This window comes from Acinetobacter sp. CFCC 11171, assembly GCF_003268405.1.
In the GTDB taxonomy this organism is placed as follows: domain Bacteria; phylum Pseudomonadota; class Gammaproteobacteria; order Pseudomonadales; family Moraxellaceae; genus Acinetobacter; species Acinetobacter amyesii.
The window spans coordinates 33,013-57,072 of the sequence record NZ_LQXP01000002.1 but is presented as its reverse complement, the minus strand read 5'-3'; the positions used below and the strand labels follow the sequence as shown (position 1 = coordinate 57,072).

Genomic DNA, 24,060 nt, shown 5'->3' with positions numbered 1-24,060 from the left:
GGTTTTGCCTGCAAGTTTTAATCCAGACCTGATTTCACATGTACAAAAATAATGTCCAAATCTTGTTTAGGTACAAAATTCTTTTCAACCATTTGAAACTGCGTAGCGCTGATTTTCTTCACTTTTCCTGCCCAGCAAAAAGAAACCAGCTCTCCTGCATCACGCTCAATAGTCAGTTTAAAATCTTGAATAGGTTTTGCCCAATTGGCACCTGTTTTTAAGATATAACCCAAAGCTTGAAATGGTGCATGCTGTGATTTGGCCTTTCTGAGTCCTGCCTTAAAGTTTTTATCCATACAAAATTGTTGATTATACTCATCTGGATATAACGCCACAGAGCCACCCACCAGCGGTGCATATTGATGCTGTACGCGAGTAAATGCTTTGGCTTTAAAGGTTTGCTTCCAGCTGTAAATTACCTGAGATGACCATGAAATGACTTCACTCAGATCTTTGGGCAAGATTTTTTGCAGTGCTGCATTTTTACAGTTTCTGAGCTTTGTCTCGAGTGTTTCATATTCATCATCTTGCCTGCTCCACGGATTCAGCATGTCTTTTTCCGTAAACCCGCATTGCTTAAAACTCTCCGTCATATCAATCGGGGCTGTTTTTTCATCTTTTTGAATAAAAGTGCGCACATGCATTTCAGGCTGAATCGTTTTTCCATTCACCTGAACTTTAAAACTTTTTAGCAATTTTTCAGTATTGGCAAAATCAGATTCAAAGAAGTTTTCAACTTTTGGCAGCGGAAATAAGACCGTTTCAGTCACATCTTTATTGCTTAAATTTTTGAACTGGTAATCGACCTTGATGATTTTTTTACTAATAAACAGGTCTTCACTGAACATTTGAATGTCTTTATTTTTCAGGTATTGCACACCGCCTGTTGCCACATAGCCTGTTGAATCGTTGGCATATGTTAGTGCTGAAAAACACAAGCATATGAATGCAGTTAATTTTTTCATTATTAGCTTCCAATTTTTTATATTTAAAATTGCACTAGAATATCATCGACCATTTTTCAGGAATATACTCAGAAATTAGCCCTATCCCGATAATTATAAGGGCAATGATGCCAATCAAAATAATAAAACTCACTGCTTTTATGACTACTCTAAGGGTTAAATTTAAGCCTTTCGTATAATTTTCAATAAAGCCTGAAAATTTAAATAAGGATAAAACCCCAATCAAAATTAAAGGCAGAAAAAAAATATCTTGTGGTGAAAAGTCGCCTCGCCTTGCTGAGACAGCTTGTGAAGATACGAGTAAAACTAGGAAAATATTAAATTTTAATATATTCATGATATGTACGTTATTATCTTTTTATTATCAGATTATTCATCTACATATTAACCAATTTTTGATTGGAACTCACTCTATTTCCAAGTACAATACTGCCCTAGTCGAGGGATGCTGCGACTTTCTTATAGGCACTAAATATAAGATCGCTAGGCTCGACGATTCGGTTGGACACTCGCTCCAATCAACAACGGCATCCGCGAACATAATGATCAATTGTTTTTATTAAGGAGATCGTGATGAACGCGGTTAATGCTTCATTTACAGATTATAAAGTTGCCGACATTTCACTAGCTGACTACGGCCGTAAAGAAATCAAACTTGCAGAAGCAGAAATGCCAGCCCTAATGGGTCTTCGCAAACGCTATGCAGCGGCTAAACCGCTTGCTGGCGCGAAAATCCTTGGCTGTATCCACATGACCATTCAAACTGCAGTTTTAATTGAAACTCTAGTTGAATTAGGTGCAGAAGTTCGCTGGACTTCTTGCAACATCTTCTCTACTCAAGACCACGCTGCTGCTGCAATCGCTGCTGCGGGTATTCCTGTATTTGCTTGGAAAGGCGAAACTGAAGAAGAATATATGTGGTGTCTTGAACAGCAAATCAATGTGAACGGTACACCTTGGGATGCCAACATGATTCTGGATGATGGCGGTGACTTAACTGCGCTTGTTCACGAAAAATATCCTGAAGTGATTGCTAAAATCCACGGTATTACTGAAGAAACCACTACAGGTGTTCAACGTCTTTACGAAATGCACCGCGACGGTACTTTAAAAGTTCCAGCGATTAACGTAAATGACTCTGTCACTAAGTCTAAAAACGACAACAAATACGGCTGCCGTCACTCACTTAACGATGCAATCAAACGTGGTACAGATATGCTTTTATCTGGTCGTCGTGCGCTTGTAATCGGTTATGGTGACGTAGGTAAAGGTTCTGCTCAATCACTTCGTCAAGAAGGCATGATTGTACGTGTCACTGAAGTTGACCCTATCTGTGCAATGCAAGCATGCATGGACGGTTTCGAAGTTGTTGCTCCGTATAAAAATGGCATTCAAACGGGTAAGAAAGAAGACATCAACCTTGATCTTCTTCAAAATACTGACTTGATCGTAACAACAACTGGTAACTACCACGTATGTGACGCTGCAATGCTTGATTCATTAAAAGCTGGCGCTGTAGTTTGTAACATCGGTCATTTCGATACTGAAATCGACACAAATTACTTACGTGGTTATAAGTGGGTTGAAGTTAAGCCACAAGTTCACCAAGTGTATCGTTCAGAAAATGAAAATGATTACCTTATTCTTCTTTCAGAAGGCCGTTTGGTGAACCTTGGTAATGCAACTGGTCACCCATCACGTATTATGGATGGTTCTTTTGCTAACCAAGTATTGGGTCAAATGCACCTATTCGCTGAAAAATTTGCTGATCTTCCTGAAGATCAAAAACAAGCTGCAATCCGCGTAGAACTTATTCCTAAGAAATTAGATGAAGAAGTAGCTGCAGCAATGGTTGCAGGTTTCGGTGGCGTATTGACGACTTTAACTCAAGAACAAGCTGACTACCTAGGTGTTCAAGTTGAAGGCCCGTTCAAAGCTGAGGCTTATAAATATTAATTGACCCTCACCCCATCCCTCTCCCAGAGGGAGAGGGTGACAGCTTCGTTAAATTGTATTCAGGATTAAAATCTTATCAATTTAATAAGCTGGGTGTTTAACCCTGCATAATTCAGTAATGAATACTCCTCTCCCTTTGGGAGAGGTCAGGGAGAGGGTAAACAAATAGTATTTATAAAAAAGGATTTGAACATGTCAAAACAGATTCCTATTTCCTTTGAGTTCTTCCCGACCAAAACTGATGCGGGCGCGGAAAAACTTAAAAGTTGTACACCAAGAACTTCAATTATTAAATCCTGAATTTTTCTCTGTAACATACGGTGCAGGCGGTTCTACCCGTGAACGCACTTTGTCTACATTGAATGATTTCAACGGTAAAGGCACACCGGTTGCCCCTCACCTGTCTTGTATTGGTGACAGCAAAGAACGTATTGCTGAATTGCTAGATTTGTATAAATCGCAAGGCATTGACCGTATTGTTGCGCTGCGCGGCGACTTGCCGTCTGGTCAAGTGGGCTTGGGCGAATTGCCTTATGCAACAGATCTTGTGCGTTTCATCCGTGAGCACACTGGCGATCACTTCAAAATTGAAGTTGCAGCATACCCAGAAATGCACCCGCAAGCAGACAGCTTTGATCTCGACATCAAACGTTTCTGCGACAAAGCCAATGCAGGCGCAAACGCAGCTTTGACACAGTTCTTCTTTAACCCAGATGCATACTTCTACTTTGTAGAGCGCATTCAAAAAGAAGGCGTGAACATTCCTGTCGCTCCAGGCATCATGCCTATTACCAATGCAAGTAATTTAATTCGCTTTGCTGATGGTACAGGTGCAGAAATTCCACGTTGGATTCGCAAACAGCTTGCGACTTATGGCGACGATACAGCGTCAATCAAAGCCTTTGGTCATGAAGTGATTGTAAAACTTTGCGAACGCCTGATTGCTGGTGGTGCGCCAAGCCTGCACTTCTACACCATGAACACCACTGACCCTACACGTCAACTTGTGAAAGACCTCGGTCTTGCATAAGACATTTCGACCTTTTTGAGAGTAAAACTTTAATGCCACGTTTTTATATTGAAGCTGATTTAACTGTTGATACGACTGTTGAATTAACGGAAACAGTGTTTCATCACTGGGTAAAAGTTTTACGTGCTCAAGTGGGCGAAACAGCCACTTTGTTCAATGGGCAAGGTGGCGAATACCATGTTGAATTGGTTGAAATCGCTAAAAAGTCGGCTGCCGTCCAAGTTTTGCAATTCAATCCAAGCAATCGCACACCACATTTTACGGCACTATTGGGTCAAGTGATGAGCAAAGGCGACCGCATGGATTATGCGATTCAAAAAGCGGTGGAACTCGGTGTTTCTGAAATTCAACTACTCACTTCAGAACGTTGTGAGATGCGTTTGAAGTACGATCGTGATCAAAAGAAACTTGACCATTGGCAAGGCATCGCTATTGCTGCTTGCGAACAGTGTGGACTCAACATTGTTCCTAAAGTACTTCCGCCTCTTTCCCTTGAAAAATGGTTGGAAAGTGACCTACCGACAACAAAATTGGTGCTCGCACCCAATAAAGATGAAGTTGATGTATTAGATGATGCTGACCCGCACGTTGCCTTACTGATTGGCCCTGAAGGTGGCTTGAGCGAAGCAGAGATCAGCGCAGCAAATGAGAAAGGTTTCGTGAACTGGTGTATCGGTGAACGTGTCCTTCGCACAGAAACTGCACCTGTAGTTGCACTTTCAATTTTAAATTATAAATTTATTTAATTTTTACTCGATAGTTCATCTGAAAGCATCAATGATGGCATCCTTGATATTGCTTTTTATTTGTAACGCAATTACCCTAGAGTCAATAAAAACAAATGATTTGTTACCAAGAACAAACAAATACTCTCAGGAACAATACAAATACAACGATCTAGATTTAGTTAAGGCAGGGTTTTTATATTCATGACGTATAAACAAGATGAATATATCAAGCAGTACAATCATACTGCTCAAATTGCGAACACGATTCGCCATAGCCGCTATTTTTTAGTCAGTATCCTGATTATTTGCTTATATATTTTTTCGATATATCAAATTTTTTATAAATCGCCATCTTTGTATTTTAATATTTGGTTTATTTTTACCGAAGTTTTTGTCAGTTTATGCTGGCTGATCAGCACCGTTTATTTTAAACCTGAACAATATTCACTGATGATTGCGCATCGTTGGCTACAATTTCAGTGTTTTTCTGTCGGCACACTGATTGCGAGCGGTATTTTTTTAATTTTTTATTATTTACCTGCGACCAATCAAAGCTTTGAACCAATTCAAGCCCTGACACTCTCTGCCCTACTCTTGATCGTGACGCAAACCTTTGGTTTGACCTATTTGACGCAAAAACTTAATTATTTTTGTTTAGCCTTTATCCCGTCTATCGTGCCTTATCTGATTGCACAGTTCTTTTTCTTAGATGGTTCAAATCACTTATTTAGCCTGAGTATTAATTTTGGGCTCATTGTGATTCTAATGTGCGCCATGACGTCATATCGAATTCATCGTCGTGTATCGACTTTACATGCTAAAAATAACCTACTGGTCGATAGTGCCAAGCAACAAGTCAAATGGACTGATGAACTGTGTCAGCAGCTCCAAGATGAAGTCAACAAATCACGAAACATCGAATTACAGCTACAACTGGGTAACCAAATCCTTGAACAGAAAGTTAAAGAGCGGACCTTCGACATTGAGCAAATGAACAAGGATTTAGAAAACCAACAAGCCAATTTAGTCCTTGCGCATGAAATCGCCGGTTTACGTCCTTGGGATTGGAATATCAAAGACCGTAAAATCGTTGTCACCAACTATAAGCAAGAAAAAACCCTTAGACATTCGAAAGAGCATCAGCAACAATTACAACATGTGATCCATCCTGATGATATCCCTCATTTTAAATCAGCGATGATTCAACATCTTCGTGGATTTAAAGACCGTTATGAGGCCACCTATCGGATTCAAAACAGTCAAGGAAAATGGAGTTGGGTACATGATATTGGGCGAGTCATTCAACGCGATCCTGATAACCGCAAGCCCTTGCGCATGGTCGGTATTCGTCGTGATATCCATCAAGAACGGACGTCTCAAGAACGTTTAAAACTTGCAGCCAGCGTACTCGAACAAGCCGCTGAAGGGATTTTCATTTTAAATGAAGAGCTGTGCTATATCGAAGTCAATCCGTTTTACGAACAATTAACTGGATTTAACTACGACCAAATTATTGGCAAACATCTATTTGATATCACAGCAAATTACAAATCTATTCAACGTAGTATGCACTATTCGATCATTAAACAAGTGCTGAAAATTGGTGAGTATGATGGTGAATTGCACGAAAAATTTCTTTCAGGTAAAGAACTGACACTATGGATGCATATTAATGCCATTACCGATGATCAAAACCGTGTCACCCATTATATCGGGATCGTTTCAGACCTGACCGAACGTAAATTGCAAGAACAACGTTTATCTTATTTAGAAAACTATGACACCTTAACGGATTTGCCGAACCGTTTTTATTACAACTATCAACTGCATCAGTATTTAGTTTCGCAACAAGATTCGATTAAACAGTTGGCCGTCATACGTTTAAACATCGACCGTTTCCGTCCATTAAATGAATATCTCAGCAATAATGGTGGTGACGAATTGTTACGCCAAGTCGCACAGCGTTTGCGTCTGACCAATGCCGAAGCTCTGTTTGTTGCACATTTAAATGGCGATGATTTTGCGATTGTGTATGAAATTTCACACATCCGCCCTTCTGTGCAAGAGCATTGTGATCGCATCAATAAAGCCTTTAGTATTCCCTTTAATATTTTTGGCCAAGATCATGTCATCACCTTATCTATGGGTGTAGCGTTCTACCCTGAGCATGGCCGTCAGCTAGATTATCTAAATAACTGTGCAGAACAAGCGCTGAGTGAAGCCAAAAATTTGGGAGGCAATACTACACGTTATTATTCCAATGAAAATACCGCATTATTAGAGCAAGGGATCTTCTTGGAACGAGACTTACGTAAAGCCATTCAAAATAATGAGCTGGTTGTGTATTACCAACCGAAGATCAATTTTCGTGATAAAAATATTTACGGTTTTGAAGCCTTGGTGCGCTGGAATCATCCTGAAAAAGGCTTAATACCACCGGGCTTATTTATTCCTTTAGCAGAACAAACCAGTTTAATTTCCGATATCGGGCGTTTTGTCCTGCAAAAAACCGCGCAGCAAATTCGCTTTTGGAATAATTTGGGTTATCAAAATATTTGTGTATCCGTCAATATTGTTGCGCAGCAACTGCGCCGTGGACAATTATTAAATGATCTAGATGAAGCGATAGATGCCAATCAAATTGATGGTGCCAGTCTGGAACTAGAAATTACAGAATCTTCTTTGGTCGAAAATCTAGATTCAGTACGTGAACTGTTAAATGAAATAAAAAAACGTAAGATCAATATTTCACTTGATGACTTTGGTACGGGCTATTCTTCTCTATCCTATCTAGCTGATTTTCCAATTGATATCTTAAAAATAGACCGCAGTTTTATCTCTAAAATTGGTGAAAATAAACAATTGGCCATCGTTAGTGCCATGATTGCCATGGGTAAAGCGATGGGCATGACGGTAGTCGCTGAAGGGATTGAAACTGAACAGCAGTTACAGTATCTACAAGACTTAGAATGTGACATTGCTCAAGGCTATTTTTTCTCTAAGCCACTGCCACAAGAAGAGGCAACCGTGTTCCTTGAAAATTATATCTCTTCGCCTGCTTATACTTACTTAATATAAGTCACTATGCCTGAGCTATAAGATTGTCTGAAAAAGACGCGACTTCGACTGTCCCAACTGTGCAACTAATGTTATATTCAAGCGGATAAAGCAAGCATTGCAGCTTTATATTGGATAAACAAAACACAATCGAGATACAGATGGACGATCAATCTTTAAAACAGCAGGCTTTGTATTATCACGAATTTCCAACTCCGGGGAAAATCAGCGTTACACCAAGCAAACAATTGGTCAACCAACACGATTTAGCCCTCGCATACTCGCCAGGTGTCGCTGCACCTTGTTTAGAAATTGAACGCGACCCATCTACTGCTGCACTTTACACAGCGCGCGGTAATCTTGTTGCTGTAGTCAGTAACGGTACAGCCGTACTGGGCTTAGGTAACATTGGTCCTTTAGCGTCAAAACCAGTTATGGAAGGTAAAGGCGTTCTATTCAAAAAATTCGCTGGTGTTGATGTTTTTGACATTGAAATTGCTGAAAACGATCCAGACAAAATCGTAGATATCGTTGCAGCATTGGAACCAACTTTCGGTGGTATCAACCTTGAAGACATCAAGGCCCCAGAGTGTTTCTACATCGAGCAAAAACTTCGTGAACGCATGAATATTCCTGTGTTCCATGATGACCAACACGGTACATCGATCATTGTGGGTTCTGCATTACTGAATGCACTTCAACTCAATGGTAAAAAAATTGAAGAAATCAAAATTGTCGCTTCTGGTGCAGGTGCTGCTGCGCTTTCGTGTTTGAACTTACTTTGTGCACTTGGCGCGAAAAAAGAAAACATCGTTGTGGCAGATTCACGTGGTTTATTGACGACTAAACGTGAAGGCTTGGATGAATCGAAAAAGGCATATGTTCAAGACATCGAAGGCTCTCAGCTTGCTGATGTAATGGAAGGTGCGGACATGTTCCTTGGTCTTTCAGCAGCAGGTATTTTGACCAAAGAAATGGTTAAAGTCATGGCGAAAGATCCGATTATCTTTGCCCTTGCTAACCCAGACCCTGAAATTCTTCCTGAACATGCACATGAAGCACGTCCTGACGTGATTATGGCAACAGGCCGTTCAGACTATCCAAACCAAGTGAACAATGCGCTCTGCTTCCCGTATATCTTCCGTGGTGCACTAGATGTGGGCGCAACTACAATTAATGAAGAGATGAAGATTGCTTGTGTACATGCGATTGCTCGCATGGCGCACATTGAAGCAGACGCTGCATCGTATGGTGAAAAATCTGCTTCATTTGGTCGTGATTACCTCATTCCACGCCCATTAGATCAACGTTTGATTCTTGAGATTGCACCTGCAATTGCACAAGCAGCAATGGATTCAGGTGTTGCAACTCGTCCAATTCAAGACTTCTCTGCGTATCGTCAACGTTTGTCTGAGTTTGTTTATAACTCTGCATTCATGATGAAACCAATTTTTGCGCAAGCAAAAACTGATCCAAAACGCATTGCCTATGCTGAAGGTGAAGATTTACGTGTACTTCGCGCAGTACAAATTGCTGTTGATGAAGGTTTGGCAAAACCAATTCTTGTCGGTCGTCCAGCAGTCATTGAAGCAAACATCAAGAAATTAGGTCTACGTCTTGAAGACGGCGTGAACATCACTATCGTTGATCAAGAGAAAAACCCTGATTACGATAAGTTTGCAGATGATTACTACAGCATCATGCAGCGTAAAGGCGTAACACCTGAATACGCACAGCGTGAAGCACGTCGTCGCTCTACCCTGATCGCTGCAATGCTGGTTCGTCATGGTGTGGCTGACGGTATGCTGTGTGGTACTTATTCTAGCTATGACATTCACTTAGACTTCGTCAGCAATGTGATTGGGCTAAAAGAAGGCCGTAATAACTTCTTCACGCTGAATGCATTGATGCTTGAAGATCGTAACTTGTTTATTGCTGATACTTACATTAACCGTAATCCAACAGCTGAACAACTTGCTGAAATGACTATTTTAGCGGCTGAAGAAGTACGCCGTTTTGGTATTACGCCGCGTGTAGCATTGCTTTCTCACTCAAGTTTCGGTTCTGACCAAAATGATCCTAGCGCACAAAAAATGCGTAAGGTTTATGATATTTTGTCAGAAATTGCACCTGAACTTGAAGTTGAAGGTGAAATGCATGGTGATGCTGCATTGGATGAAAATATTCGTCATTTCGCATACCCGAACTCACGTTTTAAAGGTTCTGCGAACTTGCTGATTATGCCGAATCTGGATGCAGCGAACATTTCGTTCAACTTGTTGAAATCAACATCGGGTAGTAACGTGACGATTGGCCCAATTCTTTTGGGTGCTGCAAAACCTGTTCATATTTTAACACCAACAGCGACAACTCGCCGTTTAGTGAATATGACTGCATTAACTGTTGCAGAGATTCAAGAAAACGAAAAATTAGCACTCTAATTTAGTTGACGTGAACACACTTTGTGACTTGAGAAAACCTCTGTTCTGTAGCATGATTGCTCTAAGAATAGAGGTTTTTTCATGCAAGTTTATTTAGTAGGCGGTGCAGTTCGAGATCACTTGCTCGGGCACCCCTATCACGAAAAAGATTATGTCGTTGTCGGTGCAACGCCGGAACAATTACTTGCTCAAGGTTATCAACCTGTGGGTAAAGATTTCCCTGTTTTTCTTCATCCAGAGACCAAAGACGAATATGCCTTAGCCCGTACAGAACGTAAGTCTGGACATGGGTATCATGGCTTTGAATTTTATACCGACGTCAATGTCACACTCGAACAAGATCTCATTCGACGTGACCTCACGATCAATGCGATTGCTATGGATGATGCAGGTAATGTCTATGACCCCTATGGCGGTCAACGTGATCTAGAACAGCGTGTCCTTCGCCATGTTTCTAATGCCTTCGTCGAAGATCCTTTGCGAGTTCTGCGGATTGCACGTTTTGCGGCACGTTATAAAGCTTTAGGTTTTACAGTGGCTGATGAAACATTGGAACTGATGCAAGAGCTTGCCAAATCTGGCGAGCTTAAAGCCCTTACACCTGAACGTGTATGGAAGGAAACGTCTCGTGCATTAATGGAAGACCACGCAGATGAATATTTTGAGGTATTAAGAGCCTGTGGCGCTTTAAAAGTCTTGTTCCCTGAAATTGATGCGTTATACGGTATTCCACAGCGTCCTGAATATCATCCTGAAATAGACTGTGGTATTCACACCATGATGTCGCTACAGCAAGCCTGTCGTGCGAATTATTCTTTGGATGTTCGTTTTGCTGTACTGGTACACGACTTGGGCAAAGCACTCACTCCAGTAGATGAGTTACCGCGCCATATCATGCATGAAGAGCGTGGTGTAAAACCAGTTACTGATGTCTGTGACCGTATGCGTGTTCCCACCAATACCAAACAATTGGCTATCTCAGTCTGTAAAGAGCATTTAAAATGCCATCAAGCCTTGAGCTTAAAACCGGGGACATTGTGGCGTCTGTTACAACGTATGGATGTGCTACGCCGTCCTGAACGCGTAGAGGCCTTTGTACAAGCCTGTGAATGTGATTCACGTGGTCGCTTAGGTTTAGAGGATCGTGCCTATCCGCAAGCTAAATACGTTTTAGATGCCATGCAGGTGGTTCGTAATATTAAGGCTGCTGACTTACCTTCAGATGTGAAAGGCCCTGATATTGGTGAAATGTTGATTCAGAAACGAATTGAAGCTATCGGACAATTCAAGCATGAACTCGGCCATAACACGCCTACAGCTTAAAATAAATCCTCTCAGAAATGAGAGGATTGACTTTCATCATTGCTGTTAAGCCTGCCGAAGTATTTTGAAATAAATGAAAAATTGAAATATTCTAGTGTCATCTCTGAAAATTAAATACTGATACTCAACCCAATTTAAGACTGGTAAAAAGAATAAAAATAATGAAGAAACAACTTTCCAATATATTGATTGCTATTGTCTTTTGCGGACTCCTAGTAGGGATGGGCTTTACCCAAACCCTTTTAAAAAGTTTGCCACAGCTCATCATGATATTTTTTGGAATGTTAGCCTTAGGCTCCTTAATAATTAAGCGTTCATTTATAAGCTCTATTCCTTTTTATATAGTTTTGGGAGTTATGTTTTATATTAATATTTTTCTATTGGCGAGCGCTGCTGTGGATTTTATTCATCCACATCAAGACTGGACTACACAGAATGACGGGAGTATTGATAGAAGCCCAAATTTAAACTGGCTGTGGGCGATAATTGTCTCCTTTTTTCTTTCCCCACTCAGCATTGTTTTCTATCATAAAAAAATTCAAAGAAATAAAGGTCTTGAAATAGCCTTTATTACTCTTTTTATTATTGTGACATTGATAATTTATATAAAATTTGAGCTACTCTGCTGTAATTAAATTGCATCTTTTATACATATTTAGACATATTATCGCTAAATCACAATCTATACGTTGATAGGCCTTTTTAAATTTGAAAGCTATGCTGCTGTCTAAAATGTATAAGCATTTATAGACAGCAGCTATTCAGTTCACTTATGACACAGCTGCTGGAAAACTAATGACTTTTTCAAGCTTTAGCTGATTCATAGCCACCATTAGCAATCGATCAATGCCTAAGGCTATACCTGCACACTCACTCATATGCGGTAATGCAGCAAGCAAATATTCATCAATCGGCATCACATGCAACCCAAGTTTTGCGCGCTCTGCATTATCTGCCTCAAAACGACTTCGTAAAACGTCTGCGTCAATCAGTTCGTCATAAGCATTCGCTAACTCCAAACCTTCGATATAGAGCTCAAATCGTGCTGCAACCAATTCACCATCTTCGTCCACACGGGTTTTCGCCAAAGAAGCCATTTCCGGTGGAAAATCTGTCAGGAACACTGGCGTATCAAAACCGAGACTCGGCTCAACATAATGTGAGAACAATAAATCCATATAGCCTAAACGGTCTTCACCCAAATCTAAGCTTAGCCCCACACGACGACAGCAATCTTTTAGATCTTGTAAAGAAGCTTGTAACGGGTTCAAATCCAAACGATCCATAAAGGCATGCTTATAGCTCAAAATAGTCGGACGAATTTCACCAAAGCGTTGTTTCAAGGTTTCATTCAATAAATCCGTCACTTCAAACATCAAGTCTTTTAAGCTAAAACCCGGACGGTACCATTCCAACATGGTGAATTCACTGTTGTGTTTACGTCCATGTTCATCATCACGGAAAACTTTACAAATTTGGTAGATAGGCCCACTGCCACTTGCCAACAGACGCTTCATGGCAAATTCAGGTGAAGTTTGCAAATAATGCGTTTGCTTTTGACCATTCACATGACGCTGAGCTTGTACCGATGCTAAATGCACATCGGTGACACCCGCTTGTGAAAGCACAGGTGTTTCCACTTCAAGTACATCACGTGCAGCAAAAAACTGGCGAATTTGAGCATACATCGTGGCACGTGCACGAAGTGCAGTGAGTTCACAACTCGGTTGAAAGTTCATTTGACTCATGCTGCTGGGCCTCCATGTGCAGCCCATTCACGGCGTAAAGGATAGGTTTTACGTAAATAATCAAAAGCTTTTTGATCCACTTTACCGTCTTTTAGGCAAGCACGTAAGTTGGCATCATCACGAGCGATGTCATAAATATCTTTTAAGTATCGCTGTAATACCATCTTAAAGTCAGCACCAGTAAAATACTGCTCACAGACGGGCAACTGACTTTCAAAGGCTTTATTTATAGCTTGATTGAAAGTTTGACAGAATGCTTCATAGATCATCTGTGTGCCACGTGCTTTACCTTCCAAGCTATAGCCGGCAATATGGGGTGTCACCACGTAAATTAAATCCAACAACGCTGCTGAAATCTCTGGCTCATGTTCAAAAACATCTAAGACCACTTTACGCTGAGTTTGTTGAATATCGGCAATTAAGGCAGCTTCTTCGACCACTGGCCCACGCGCGGAATTAATCAAAATCGCTGAAGGCTTCATAGCGGCAAGTGCAGCAGCATTAATTAAATGATAGGTTGGATATTCCCCCACTTTAGTTAGTGGCACATGGGTACTAATCGCATCTGCATTTTTTAACAGTTCTGCAAATTCAACTTGTTTCACCTGATCAGATTGCACAAATGGATCATAGCCAATGACATTCCAACCTAATAATTCTGCCATGACAGCCAAACGTGAACCGACATTACCTAAACCAACGATACCCAAGGTAAATTGTTCATTTGCATTCAACAGTTGAGGTTTAATGTAGAGCAATGCAGTAATCACATATTCAGCAACCGCTTGTGCATTACAACCTGTGGCATTTGACCAAGCAATGCCCTGCTTTTCTAGAGCATTAATATCTAAATGATCTGTTCCAATCGTAGCACTACCGACAAATTTGAGTGCGGTCTGTTGAATAAAGTCTGCATTTACCTGAGTCACCGATCGCACCAATAATGCATCGGCATCTTTGACATCTGCATGGGTCAATGTTCGACCTGCCGCTTGCTTTATTTCACCAAATTCGGCAAAAAAATACTCAGTAAATGCCAGATTTTCATCTGCAACGATTTTCATAGTTCATCTCATAGTTCCACTATGAATATGATAACGCGTTGCTCATGCCATGACTATTCTTCTGCACATAAGCCACAGCGCCATTTATTTATAAGCTAGATGATAGAAAATTATATTAGCGACAATAATCTGACTGCTGATCTTTAATTAAAGACAAAGCCGCCTGCCAAGCCGCTTGAATAATTGGCTCGGCCATCGGATTTTCAAACTGCTGCAACGTATGTTCACAAACCTTAGGACTCGGATAATGCAATGTAGCACTCGACAACGCTTTTACTTGAATTTGACAAGCCCGTTCTAAAAAGTAAATTTCATGAAATACCCGTGCTACACTCTCTCCAGTCGCAAGCAAGCCGTGATTGCGTAAAATCATGCAGCGATAATGCCCCATATCTTGTACCAGTCTTTCACGCTCTTCAGTTGAAAAGGCAATACCCTCATATTCATGATAAGCAATGTTCTGATAGAACTTTAACGCATGTTGTGAGATTGGCAATAATCCATGTTCCTGGGCAGAAACTGCCACGCCATCTGCAGTATGCGTATGAATAACGCAATTAATATTTGCACGCGCATGATGTAAGGCCGAATGAATCACAAATCCTGCGACATTCACCATCTTCCCTGCATCATAGGTTTCCACAATTTTACCTTCATGATCAATTTTGACCAAATCAGAAGCTGTCATTTTGTCAAAGGTCACACCATAACGATTAATCAAAAAATGCTCCGGTTCATGACTTAAACGCAGGCTGATATGAGTATCAATTAAGTCGGTCATTTTATAATAAGCCACTAAGCGATACAGTGCCGCCAATTGACAACGCGCTTGCCATTCCAGTTCATGAATAAGCTCTGGTTTTTGCATGGATGAATTCCTTTTCTAAATCGATTAATTATGTTTTCTGTTTATTGTGAATAATTAATAGCACGTCATATCCATGCTGTATATCAACTTCGCCTGTAGAAAAAAACTATTCAAAAATTTAGGCAATAAAAAAACCCCAATGTAAAACATTGGGGGTTTTTGAATATGGCGGAAGCGGTGAGATTCGAACTCACGGAGGACTCGCGCCCTCGTCGGTTTTCAAGACCGGTGCATTAAACCGCTCTGCCACGCTTCCATGGCCGCTATCATATAAATAAAAATTCAGATTGGCAAATTATTTTGCCTTATTTTGAACACTTGGCAAATCGTTCATACAAAATTTAGGCGATTGTAAAATTTTGGCTTCGAGCTGAAAAATAGAAGCTCAATCAAAATTTATTGAATTGAGGTCAAGGCTAATTGCATTACCTCAATTTACGCACATAAAAAAACCCTGATGCTAAAAACATCAGGGTTTTTGAATATGGCGGAAGCGGTGAGATTCGAACTCACGGAGGACTCGCGCCCTCGTCGGTTTTCAAGACCGGTGCATTAAACCGCTCTGCCACGCTTCCATGGCCGCCATCATATAAATAAAATTCAGCAATGGCAAATTATTTTGTAAAAAACACGTCCAATTGAACAAAATAAAAGCAGTTTATTGTTTTTCAGTGCTTTCGCCCATTTCATAACGAATTGAATTGATATACCAACATTTTTTCCCCAGCGGGGTTAGGACTTCGACTTCATCATCCACTTGCTTGGATAAGAGTGCCCGAGCCATAGGTGAATCAATTGAGATATGTTGCGGATGATGATCATAAATTTCATCTACCCCCACAATCCTTAGCGTTTTTTGTTCACCGTCATCATTTTCAATATCAACCCATGCCCCAAAATAGACTTTCCCTTTTTGTTCGGGTGAGTAATCGATAATACGAAGCTCTTCCAAACGTTTTCCCAAGTAGCGTACACGTCGATCAATTTTGCGTAACAATTGCTTATTATATTGATAATCCGCGTTTTCCGAACGATCACCAAGACTAGCCGCCCAGTTCACTTTTTTGGTAATTTCAGGTCGCTCTTCATGCCATAAATGTTGAAGTTCAGCGACCAATAAATCGTGTCCACCACGGGTAATTAAGTTAGATTTCATGATGATTTTTAGGCCTTGAGCAAGTGCTGATTTTTACAAAACATGCCTATTTTATCCTCCATTTCTACACAGGCAAAGTATATAAAATTTATTCCCAAACAAAATCAATTGTTTATGTCACATATTTTAATATTTTTTCGTACAAAATTTGACAAGTATTTTTTTGCTCATTATTATGCGCACATCTTTTAGGCTTGTTTAATTTTTATCCAGTGTAGATTTTCTACATATTTCCCGAAACCCCCTAGTCATTTTTGAATGACGTCATGACTGCCCAACCCTTATTGAATTTATCAAACTTGAAAAAGTCTGAGGCCTGTTTGCCTTTGCTTTTTAGGGCATAAATTACTTGTAGCGGAGACAACATGCACAGTAGTTCAACTTCTGGGTCGAGGCTTTGCCTTAACTCTTTTAACTCTCTCCCATTTAAAGCGCTTGCACTTAGTACTATCTTAATTCCTTTTCACAGTATTAATGCCAGCAAAACAGCACATCAATATGATGCTGTCGTCAACAGTAATAAACTCACTGTTGTTGCAGTTGCCAATCCTGCCATTGTTTTTCAGGATGGTAAACATCGACATGGTTTTGGTTACGACCTTGCACGTAACTATGCAGAAAGTTTAAATGTCCAATTAGATTTTAAAACAGTGAATGACAATGCCACTGCTTTAAAAATGGTTGCCAAAGGTCAAGCCAATTTTGCTATGACCACTGCCGAAATGAGTACTATTGAAGCCAAGCATTTGACGTCATTTTCAGCCAGTTGTGGTGATACCGTTTCTTTAAAAAAGAATGGTTTAAACAGCAACTTAAACTGGGTATTTAAAAATGCAGATGATCCACTAAGCCAAACCGCGAGTGGTTTTATTTGCCGTGCCAAACAAAATGGCGCAATTGGACAGTTGGCATCATTCTACAACCGTAATGTGGTCAAACAAGATTCTTGGAATGTGATTCAACGTGATTTAAGTAAACGTATGCCGATCTATAAGGCAAGTTTTAAAAACACAGCCAAGCAATACGATCTAGACTGGCATTTATTGGCAGCGATTGGTTATCAAGAGTCTTACCTCAAACCTGACTCGGTATCCCCAACGGGTGTTCGTGGCATTATGATGCTGACCAACAGTACAGCAAAAGCCATGGGTGTGAGCAACCGTACAGATGCGACTCAAAGCATTCAAGGTGGTGCAAAGTACTATGACCAAATGCTAAACCGTTATAGTAACATTCCATACCCAGATCGTAATTGGTATGCCTTAGTGGCTTATAACATGGGTCCTGGTGCTGTAAGTCAGATTCAAAAGCGCATCCAATCTCAGGGTAAAAACCCAAATAAGTGGGTGAATTTATATGCTTATCTAGACCGTAACAAGGCCAGCAATGGTCGTTATCGTCAAGCTGTGCAATATGTCACGCGTATTCGTGCGTATTTGGAACATATTAAAACCACACCTCAACTTGTGAATATCTAATATGCGTCCACCTAACATTTACATGTGAGCGCACAAAAAAAGCTTACCTTCGGGTAAGCTTTTTTCGTTTTAAACTTAAGCAGTTTGCTCAAGTACTTTTTTGAATAAATCTTTTTGCTCAGTACTTGGTTTTGCTGTTTGCAATGCCATCAATTGTGACATATCACCTTGTACTTTTATTTTGCCCGTCATAAACGCTTGCATCGCTGCAGCCATATCAAACTCAAGGAATACTTTACGTAAAGTTTCAGCATCCATGTTCAAAGTTGTTTTCGCGTTTGAAGATAAACCTTTTTTAATTGCACCACCGTCTAATGACAATTCAGTATTGCCTGCAGCGTCAGCAACCACAAGGTTAATTGCAAGATTAGCCAATGCAGGTGGTAAGTTTAAATCACCAGCTTGAGCTGTCAGAGTTTCTACAGTTGAAAACCAATCATCAGTTAAAAAAGCAGGCATGATCTTTCCTCAATTTATTTTGTTCGTGTGTGTTGCCGTTCCGGACAACATCAGTGCAAGCATATTTTGCTTGAGGTTTGTTATAGCATGATCATTTGTGAAAAGGCTAAAGTTTTTTGTACGCGCCGTTCAATATTTAACTGGTTAACAACAAAATGTGAAAAATCATAAGCATAAAAAAGGCATTCCGTAGAATGCCTTTTGCGTGATAAGGTTTTCGGCTTAATCTGCCATAAACCCTAAGTTCACCATATTAATGCGTTTGCTTTCTGACTCACCTTCTTCAGTTGAACAACTTTCGCTATTTTTAAAGTCAAATTCGCGTTGTTCATCTAGGGCTTCAAAGTCGAATAACTCACGGTCAGCCAGTTGTGAAGGTGATACATTTTGCAACGCACCAAAAATACTGTGTAAACGTTTTGGAAATTCTTTATCCCAAGTACGCAGCATGTCATTTAGCATCGCACGTTGTAAGTTTTCCTGAGAACCACACAAATTACACGGGATAATTGGGAACTTACGCATTTCTGCATATTTGATGATGTCTTTTTCTTCCACATAAGCCAGTGGACGAATCAAAATGTTCTTTTTGTCAGAAGACAATAATTTCGGTGGCATGGCTTTTAAGCTGCCGCCATGGAACAAGTTCAAGAAGAACGTCGCCAAAATATCATCACGATGATGACCTAAAGCCACTTTCGTCGCCCCAATTTCTTGAGCAAAGCCGTATAACGAACCACGACGTAGACGTGAGCATACTGCACAATACGTTTTACCTTCTGGTGTTAAACGTTTGGTAATGCTGTAAGTATCTTTTTCTAAGATGTAATACGGAATTTTGTTTTCTTCTAAATAACGTGGCAATACGTCTTCAGGGAAACCCGGCTGTTTTTGGTCAAGGTTAACCGCAACCACATCAAAATTAATCGGCGCAATACGCTTAAACTGCAACAAAATGTCGAGCAAGGTATAACTGTCTTTACCGCCTGAAATACAGACCATCACTTTGTCACCCTCTTCGATCATTTTAAAATCACGAATGGCATGACCGACCTGACGGCGTAGCTTTTTCAATAGACGATAATACGCAGAGCTAGTTGGTAGTTCTGGTTTGAAATTAAATCCTTGTTCGGACTCAACTGGCGAGAACATAGACGAGTTAAACCTAAAAAAAAATACCGCGCAATTTTATCCGATTCGCAGACTTCTCGCATCAAAAGAATGTAATTTCCGAAAAAAGTAGAAATACTGTCATGATCACGTAATCTTCAGTGCAATATTCTATACGGTACAGTTCATTTTTTAGCCCAAATGCTTATCTTTTGGACTTTTCCACAGTTGTCCACAAAAGCTGTGGATAACTTTGTGGATTCTAAATGACTTGACAAGGTGAGCCGCCCTTATTTTAAGGCTTTTATTTAAATTGATCATTTTTTGATCAATTTAAATAAATTTAATTATCAATGACTTAAGTGTGTCAAGTTAAGATCAATAAAAAAAAATAAATATTTTTTTTGATTATTGAATCATCAAAATGACTTGATTTTTACAAAGTAAAGAAGAAATCAGTCTATGAAGCCTTTTCATCTAATTTTTTTTTGATAAACTCTCTTTAACTGTTTGGGGACAGAATTTTTCTTCACAATAAAATGAAAAACATTACTTGGACTTTGGGGCTGTTATTAGGTGGAAGTGTGGCTATCAGTTTAGCTGCACCAAACATTTTTGCCGGCCAAACGATTTATCAATTGCGTGAAAGTAATGGCACAACGTTACTGACCAATAAACAAGGCCGCTATAGCAATCTAAAAGTTGAAAAAAAAACCTACTATCCGGACAGTAATATCCATAGTTATAGTAACTGGGGCTCAAATGAAGCGTCTGTCTTACCCAGTTATAGTCGGAATAAAAATGCCTTTGACAATATTATTAAACAAGCAGCGGCCCAACATGGTGTTTCCGAAGGTCTAATCAAAGCGGTGATGCATACCGAATCAGGCTTTAACACTAATGCTCGTTCACCTGTTGGGGCTCAAGGTTTAATGCAGCTCATGCCTGCCACAGCACGTCGCTTCAATGTAACAAATGCTTATGATCCTCATCAGAACATTATGGCTGGTGCTCGATATTTATCTTGGCTACTGAAACGTTTTAATGGCAATACGTCTCTTGCTTTAGCAGGTTATAACGCAGGTGAAGGCAATGTCGCAAAATATGGTGGTATCCCACCTTTTCGCGAAACACAAGATTATGTCCGCCGTGTCACTAGCCGCTACAATAACCTATATGCTGGTAGTTTAAGTGTATCAGGTTCGAGTAATTCCAATATCGCTTCAAATAGTGGTCGGATTATTGCCAGTTCGGATAATTATCATGCTGCTGCCCCTACGGTTGCTAAATCATCAGCACGTCAAATTATTCAAACAGACAATGCTAGTTTTACCGACGCACCTTCAGGTTCATTTGCCACAGCAAATGCGTCTGCTTCAGCGCGTATTTATTTCAATGAATAAATTCACTGATTTTGTAAAATTGCATCTGTTTTACTAATTTTTCCTTGAAATTTTAAGACTTTCACCTCATATTGAGTTTAATGATTTTTATTTGTAAATCAGATCATTTTTCTATAATAAGAGGATTTACCCAATGATGCGGATTGGTTTGTTCTTGCTAACCAACCTCGCGGTACTGGTTGTAGCTGGCATAATCTTGTCACTCTTCGGTGTCGGTAGTTACCACGGTGCAGGCGGCTTAAACTTAGGCAACTTGCTCGTAATCTGTTTTGTGTTCGGTATGGTGGGTTCAATGATCTCACTATTCATGTCAAAATGGATGGCGAAGAAAACCACGGGTACAGAGCTGATTGACCCTAATGCACCACGTAACCAAGCTGAAGCATGGTTACTTAACGAAGTTGCGCAACTGGCACAACGTTCTGGTATCAAAATGCCAGAAGTGGGTATTTTCCCATCGTACCAGTCAAATGCCTTTGCAACAGGCTGGAACAAAAATGATGCTTTAGTGGCGGTTTCTACCGGTCTACTTGAGCGTATGAACAAAGACGAGCTCCGTGCCGTACTCGCTCACGAAATTGGTCACGTAGCCAATGGTGATATGGTAACCCTTGCATTGGTGCAAGGTGTAGTCAACGCCTTTGTGATGTTCTTTGCGCGTGTAGCAGGTGATTTCATTGACCGTAATGTTTTTGGTCGTGAAGAAGGTGAAGCACCGGGTATCGCATATTTTGTCATTACGATTGTATTAGATATTGTTTTTGGTATCGCAGCGTCTGCCATTGTGATGTGGTTCTCTCGCTACCGTGAATACCGTGCCGATGAAGCTGGTGCGCGTTTAGCAGGTAAACAAGCGATGATTTCTGCCCTGTTACGTTTACAAGCAGAATCTGAAATGCCAGATCAAATGCCAAAAGAAATGAAAGCCTTTGCAATTTCTGCGGGTCAAGAACAAGGTTTCAGTTTAGCTGCTTTGTTCCAAACACACCCAACGATTGAACAACGTGTTGCGGCATTACAACAATTAGATTGCCCATAATCGAGCATCTAATGTATGTGGTAAAAAAGCCTCCCTATGGAGCTTTTTTAAGTCTAATTTTTTCCGAACATTTACTGTCTTATCAATAATCTTTCAGTTGAACGATCTTTCAATTGAATAGCCTCTCAGTGATCGCGTTCAAGCAACAAGGCATTTCTATCTACAATACTCCATTGGCCTTTAACCATTGCCAAAGCAATGAACCACCCATATAAATTGCAAAGATAAAGACTAATAAGAAAATCATTCCGAGTATATCTGGGATATGGATCCATATCCATGCAACCACAGGGTTGCGCCAAAAAGCAGATTGCTGTTGTTTCTGTTCTAATTTTTCATGTAAAAACGGATGTACCACATGTTGATCTGTACTGATTTGATATTCTTCACGAATGTGCGTATGTACAACATCTAAAGCTTTACGGCTCGGTCGAATAAACACATCAAAGATCGTCCCTGCAACAGGAATAAACCCCACGACAGCATCTATAACTGCGAGTTTCATCACACCATTTAATTTGGCTTGTGGTACGCCAATCTGTTTGGCTTTATAGACGGCATAACAGGTCAAGACAAATCCTGCGATATCACCAGCTACGGGAATGGTACTCAACGCTGCGTCCGCACCTACCCCTTGTCGAGTAAATGGAATCCGAACCACGGAGTCCATCATATTGGCAAACTTTGCGAGATCGCGTTCAAGACGAATGACTTCTTGCTTTGACATTTTTTGTTTTAATGGTTCAGTCATGTTTTATCCAATAAAAACCGTGTAAATCACTGAGATTAAAACATATTAGAAGTCTTCAATCTGTAGCAAAATGCTAATCTCTATAAATTGAGCAATTGTGAAGCAATCATCAAATACACCACCACGCCTGTCGCATCACAAATCGAGGTTACCAAGGGTGCAGAAGCACTTGCAGGATCGAACTTTAACTTATTGAGTATGAAAGGCAAACTCATGCCAATTAAACAACCGAGCAATACGATACCCATCATACTCAGTGCCAAGACCAAGGCCACGGTTGCATCACCACGGTAGTAGCCTAAAATAGATACAGCAATGGCCATGGTTCCGCCCAGACACAGGGCAACCAAACTTTCACGTCCCAGCAAGTAAAACCAGTCCCTAAAATGTACATCGCCCGTTGCCAATGCACGCACCATCAGCGTTGCAGATTGAGAGCCGGCATTTCCACCACTGCCGACCAATAAGGGCAAAAAGAAAACCAATACAATATTTGCGGCAATAATGTCTTCAAAATGTGCAATGCCAATCCCGGATAACAAACTGCCAAAAACAAGAAATACCAGCCAATACACCCGTTTTTGATAGAGTTGCAATATCGGGGCAGATTTAAGACTCAATTTAGATGATGCATCGACAGCACCAGATTTTAAAAAATCTTCTGTTGCCTCTTCACTGGCCACATCCATTGCATCATCATATGTCACAATACCCACCATCACACCGGCATGATCTATAATGGGTAATGCCAGTAAGTCATAACGAGCAATGGTTTTGGCTACTTCATTCTGATCGCTGTCAAAATATGCAAAAATAATATCGGTCGCCATTAAATCACTAATATTGCTTTGTTCTTCGGCAAGTATTAATTGTTTGAGCGATAAAACACCCAGCAGCTTTCTTGCTTCATCAAGTACATAGGCCAAATAAATGGTTTCCGAATCGGGCGCCTCATAACGCAACATTTTAATGGCATCTTTTACCGACATATTCGGTTTTAGGGTGGCATATTCGGAGCTCATGATGGCCCCTGCCGTACCTTCTACATAAGAAGAGAGCTGCCGAATATCTTCACGCTCGGCCTGTGCCAATGCAGGCAATAAAGTATTTTGCTGCTCGTGATCTAAACATTTAAATAAATCGACACGCTTGTCCGAAGGCATTTCGCCCATAATTTCAGCCAAGTCTGTTCGCGTTAAACCGCGTGCAAATTTTACTTGTTCTTCGGGTTTGAGATATGAAAATACATAGGCGCGTGCAGGAAGATGCAGTAGCAGCTTTTGACTATTCTCTAAAGGTAATTGTGCCAAAATATCAGCCAAATCTGCGGCTTTAAACGTTTTAACAGAGTCTAATGCCAATGCAATATCTTGATTGCTTAATGCATCATTTAAAAGATATAAAAAGTTGTTGTAGCTCATGCTCGCCCCCTATTACCCAACCTATGTAATAGGGCCGCAACGGCTCTTATTTTATTTGCCGAA

General features: G+C 40.4%; 19 protein-coding genes, 2 tRNA genes and 1 pseudogene. 10 read left to right on the top strand and 12 right to left on the bottom strand.

From position 1 onward, the window contains the following. Positions 1-17: 17 nt before the first annotated feature. Entirely contained in the window at positions 18-965 is a 948-nt protein-coding gene (locus tag AVJ20_RS01695) for a DUF4424 family protein (RefSeq protein WP_111883909.1), read from the bottom strand. Between the two features lie 34 nt (positions 966-999). Next, positions 1,000-1,302 carry a hypothetical protein gene (locus AVJ20_RS01690; RefSeq protein ID WP_111883908.1) on the bottom strand — a complete coding sequence of 101 codons (303 nt, stop codon included), beginning with the start codon at positions 1,300-1,302 and terminating at the stop codon, positions 1,000-1,002. 236 nt (positions 1,303-1,538) lie between these two features. On the opposite strand from AVJ20_RS01690, the gene ahcY reads away from it, so the two are divergent. From ahcY to AVJ20_RS01655, 7 genes and pseudogenes are all read left to right on the top strand, one after another. Beyond that, a complete protein-coding gene (ahcY, locus tag AVJ20_RS01685) occupies positions 1,539-2,921 on the top strand; it encodes an adenosylhomocysteinase (protein ID WP_078192086.1) in 1,383 nt (460 codons plus the stop codon). Between the two features lie 192 nt (positions 2,922-3,113). Continuing rightward, positions 3,114-3,951: pseudogene (metF, locus tag AVJ20_RS01680) on the top strand (methylenetetrahydrofolate reductase [NAD(P)H]). Between the two features lie 32 nt (positions 3,952-3,983). Further along, complete coding sequence (locus tag AVJ20_RS01675; protein ID WP_111883907.1) at positions 3,984-4,697, top strand: 16S rRNA (uracil(1498)-N(3))-methyltransferase; 714 nt, start codon at positions 3,984-3,986, stop codon at positions 4,695-4,697. 183 nt (positions 4,698-4,880) lie between these two features. Next, a complete protein-coding gene (locus AVJ20_RS01670) occupies positions 4,881-7,757 on the top strand; it encodes an EAL domain-containing protein (RefSeq protein WP_111883906.1) in 2,877 nt (958 codons plus the stop codon). A gap of 140 nt (positions 7,758-7,897) precedes the next feature. After that, a complete protein-coding gene (locus AVJ20_RS01665) occupies positions 7,898-10,177 on the top strand; it encodes an NADP-dependent malic enzyme (protein ID WP_111883905.1) in 2,280 nt (759 codons plus the stop codon). A gap of 81 nt (positions 10,178-10,258) precedes the next feature. After that, on the top strand, positions 10,259-11,500 hold the full coding sequence (locus AVJ20_RS01660; protein ID WP_111883904.1) for a multifunctional CCA addition/repair protein: 1,242 nt from the start codon (positions 10,259-10,261) through the stop codon (positions 11,498-11,500). A 161-nt stretch (positions 11,501-11,661) separates the two neighbouring features. Continuing rightward, on the top strand, positions 11,662-12,135 hold the full coding sequence (locus tag AVJ20_RS01655; RefSeq protein WP_111883903.1) for a hypothetical protein: 474 nt from the start codon (positions 11,662-11,664) through the stop codon (positions 12,133-12,135). 135 nt (positions 12,136-12,270) lie between these two features. On the opposite strand, the gene epmA is transcribed toward AVJ20_RS01655, so the two are convergent. The 6 genes from epmA to greB all read right to left on the bottom strand — a co-directional run bounded on the left by epmA (position 12,271) and on the right by greB (position 16,336). Then, positions 12,271-13,239, bottom strand: coding sequence for an EF-P lysine aminoacylase EpmA (gene epmA / locus AVJ20_RS01650; protein ID WP_373423834.1), 969 nt, complete (start codon positions 13,237-13,239; stop codon positions 12,271-12,273). A gap of 5 nt (positions 13,240-13,244) precedes the next feature. Beyond that, entirely contained in the window at positions 13,245-14,312 is a 1,068-nt protein-coding gene (locus AVJ20_RS01645; RefSeq protein ID WP_111883901.1) for a 4-phosphoerythronate dehydrogenase, read from the bottom strand. A gap of 115 nt (positions 14,313-14,427) precedes the next feature. Beyond that, a complete protein-coding gene (locus tag AVJ20_RS01640) occupies positions 14,428-15,180 on the bottom strand; it encodes a class II aldolase/adducin family protein (protein WP_111883900.1) in 753 nt (250 codons plus the stop codon). Between the two features lie 166 nt (positions 15,181-15,346). Next, positions 15,347-15,436: transfer RNA gene (locus AVJ20_RS01635), tRNA-Ser, on the bottom strand. Between the two features lie 229 nt (positions 15,437-15,665). After that, a tRNA-Ser gene (locus AVJ20_RS01630) sits at positions 15,666-15,755 on the bottom strand. An 83-nt stretch (positions 15,756-15,838) separates the two neighbouring features. Beyond that, a complete protein-coding gene (gene greB / locus AVJ20_RS01625; protein ID WP_078192141.1) occupies positions 15,839-16,336 on the bottom strand; it encodes a transcription elongation factor GreB in 498 nt (165 codons plus the stop codon). Between the two features lie 365 nt (positions 16,337-16,701). On the opposite strand from greB, the gene AVJ20_RS01615 reads away from it, so the two are divergent. Next, the gene (locus tag AVJ20_RS01615) at positions 16,702-17,814 is read left to right on the top strand and encodes a transglycosylase SLT domain-containing protein (protein ID WP_078192143.1); all 1,113 of its coding nucleotides are present in this window, start codon (positions 16,702-16,704) and stop codon (positions 17,812-17,814) included. A 75-nt stretch (positions 17,815-17,889) separates the two neighbouring features. Here the strand turns inward: AVJ20_RS01615 and AVJ20_RS01610 are convergent, their stop codons facing one another. Both AVJ20_RS01610 and ttcA read right to left on the bottom strand, forming a co-directional pair. Beyond that, positions 17,890-18,273: an SCP2 sterol-binding domain-containing protein gene (locus tag AVJ20_RS01610; protein ID WP_078190434.1), complete on the bottom strand. Its 384-nt coding sequence runs from the start codon at positions 18,271-18,273 to the stop codon at positions 17,890-17,892. A 222-nt stretch (positions 18,274-18,495) separates the two neighbouring features. After that, a complete protein-coding gene (gene ttcA / locus AVJ20_RS01605) occupies positions 18,496-19,425 on the bottom strand; it encodes a tRNA 2-thiocytidine(32) synthetase TtcA (protein ID WP_078192144.1) in 930 nt (309 codons plus the stop codon). A 497-nt stretch (positions 19,426-19,922) separates the two neighbouring features. On the opposite strand from ttcA, the gene AVJ20_RS01600 reads away from it, so the two are divergent. Continuing rightward, positions 19,923-20,786: a lytic transglycosylase domain-containing protein gene (locus tag AVJ20_RS01600; RefSeq protein WP_111883899.1), complete on the top strand. Its 864-nt coding sequence runs from the start codon at positions 19,923-19,925 to the stop codon at positions 20,784-20,786. A gap of 133 nt (positions 20,787-20,919) precedes the next feature. Further along, the gene (gene htpX / locus AVJ20_RS01595) at positions 20,920-21,825 is read left to right on the top strand and encodes a protease HtpX (protein ID WP_067763362.1); all 906 of its coding nucleotides are present in this window, start codon (positions 20,920-20,922) and stop codon (positions 21,823-21,825) included. 160 nt (positions 21,826-21,985) lie between these two features. Here htpX and AVJ20_RS01590 read toward each other — a convergent pair whose 3' ends face one another. Both AVJ20_RS01590 and mgtE read right to left on the bottom strand, forming a co-directional pair. After that, entirely contained in the window at positions 21,986-22,576 is a 591-nt protein-coding gene (locus AVJ20_RS01590) for a DUF4112 domain-containing protein (protein ID WP_111883898.1), read from the bottom strand. An 80-nt stretch (positions 22,577-22,656) separates the two neighbouring features. Continuing rightward, positions 22,657-23,997 carry a magnesium transporter gene (gene mgtE / locus AVJ20_RS01585; RefSeq protein WP_111883897.1) on the bottom strand — a complete coding sequence of 447 codons (1,341 nt, stop codon included), beginning with the start codon at positions 23,995-23,997 and terminating at the stop codon, positions 22,657-22,659. Positions 23,998-24,060: the final 63 nt, after the last annotated feature.

What these genes read in the sequence shown, in the direction of transcription:
- epmA (WP_373423834.1), bottom strand. Translation starts at nt 13,239, where the DNA reads ATGAACTTTCAACCGAGTTGTGAACTCACTGCACTTCGTGCACGTGCC.
- AVJ20_RS01660 (WP_111883904.1), top strand. Translation starts at nt 10,259, where the DNA reads ATGCAAGTTTATTTAGTAGGCGGTGCAGTTCGAGATCACTTGCTCGGG.
- htpX (WP_067763362.1), top strand. Translation starts at nt 20,920, where the DNA reads ATGATGCGGATTGGTTTGTTCTTGCTAACCAACCTCGCGGTACTGGTT.
- AVJ20_RS01675 (WP_111883907.1), top strand. Translation starts at nt 3,984, where the DNA reads ATGCCACGTTTTTATATTGAAGCTGATTTAACTGTTGATACGACTGTT.
- AVJ20_RS01690 (WP_111883908.1), bottom strand. Translation starts at nt 1,302, where the DNA reads ATGAATATATTAAAATTTAATATTTTCCTAGTTTTACTCGTATCTTCA.
- AVJ20_RS01640 (WP_111883900.1), bottom strand. Translation starts at nt 15,180, where the DNA reads ATGCAAAAACCAGAGCTTATTCATGAACTGGAATGGCAAGCGCGTTGT.
- greB (WP_078192141.1), bottom strand. Translation starts at nt 16,336, where the DNA reads ATGAAATCTAACTTAATTACCCGTGGTGGACACGATTTATTGGTCGCT.
- AVJ20_RS01610 (WP_078190434.1), bottom strand. Translation starts at nt 18,273, where the DNA reads ATGCCTGCTTTTTTAACTGATGATTGGTTTTCAACTGTAGAAACTCTG.
- AVJ20_RS01615 (WP_078192143.1), top strand. Translation starts at nt 16,702, where the DNA reads ATGCACAGTAGTTCAACTTCTGGGTCGAGGCTTTGCCTTAACTCTTTT.
- ttcA (WP_078192144.1), bottom strand. Translation starts at nt 19,425, where the DNA reads ATGTTCTCGCCAGTTGAGTCCGAACAAGGATTTAATTTCAAACCAGAA.
- AVJ20_RS01600 (WP_111883899.1), top strand. Translation starts at nt 19,923, where the DNA reads ATGAAAAACATTACTTGGACTTTGGGGCTGTTATTAGGTGGAAGTGTG.
- AVJ20_RS01695 (WP_111883909.1), bottom strand. Translation starts at nt 965, where the DNA reads ATGAAAAAATTAACTGCATTCATATGCTTGTGTTTTTCAGCACTAACA.
- ahcY (WP_078192086.1), top strand. Translation starts at nt 1,539, where the DNA reads ATGAACGCGGTTAATGCTTCATTTACAGATTATAAAGTTGCCGACATT.
- mgtE (WP_111883897.1), bottom strand. Translation starts at nt 23,997, where the DNA reads ATGAGCTACAACAACTTTTTATATCTTTTAAATGATGCATTAAGCAAT.
- AVJ20_RS01670 (WP_111883906.1), top strand. Translation starts at nt 4,881, where the DNA reads ATGACGTATAAACAAGATGAATATATCAAGCAGTACAATCATACTGCT.
- AVJ20_RS01665 (WP_111883905.1), top strand. Translation starts at nt 7,898, where the DNA reads ATGGACGATCAATCTTTAAAACAGCAGGCTTTGTATTATCACGAATTT.
- AVJ20_RS01590 (WP_111883898.1), bottom strand. Translation starts at nt 22,576, where the DNA reads ATGACTGAACCATTAAAACAAAAAATGTCAAAGCAAGAAGTCATTCGT.
- AVJ20_RS01655 (WP_111883903.1), top strand. Translation starts at nt 11,662, where the DNA reads ATGAAGAAACAACTTTCCAATATATTGATTGCTATTGTCTTTTGCGGA.
- AVJ20_RS01645 (WP_111883901.1), bottom strand. Translation starts at nt 14,312, where the DNA reads ATGAAAATCGTTGCAGATGAAAATCTGGCATTTACTGAGTATTTTTTT.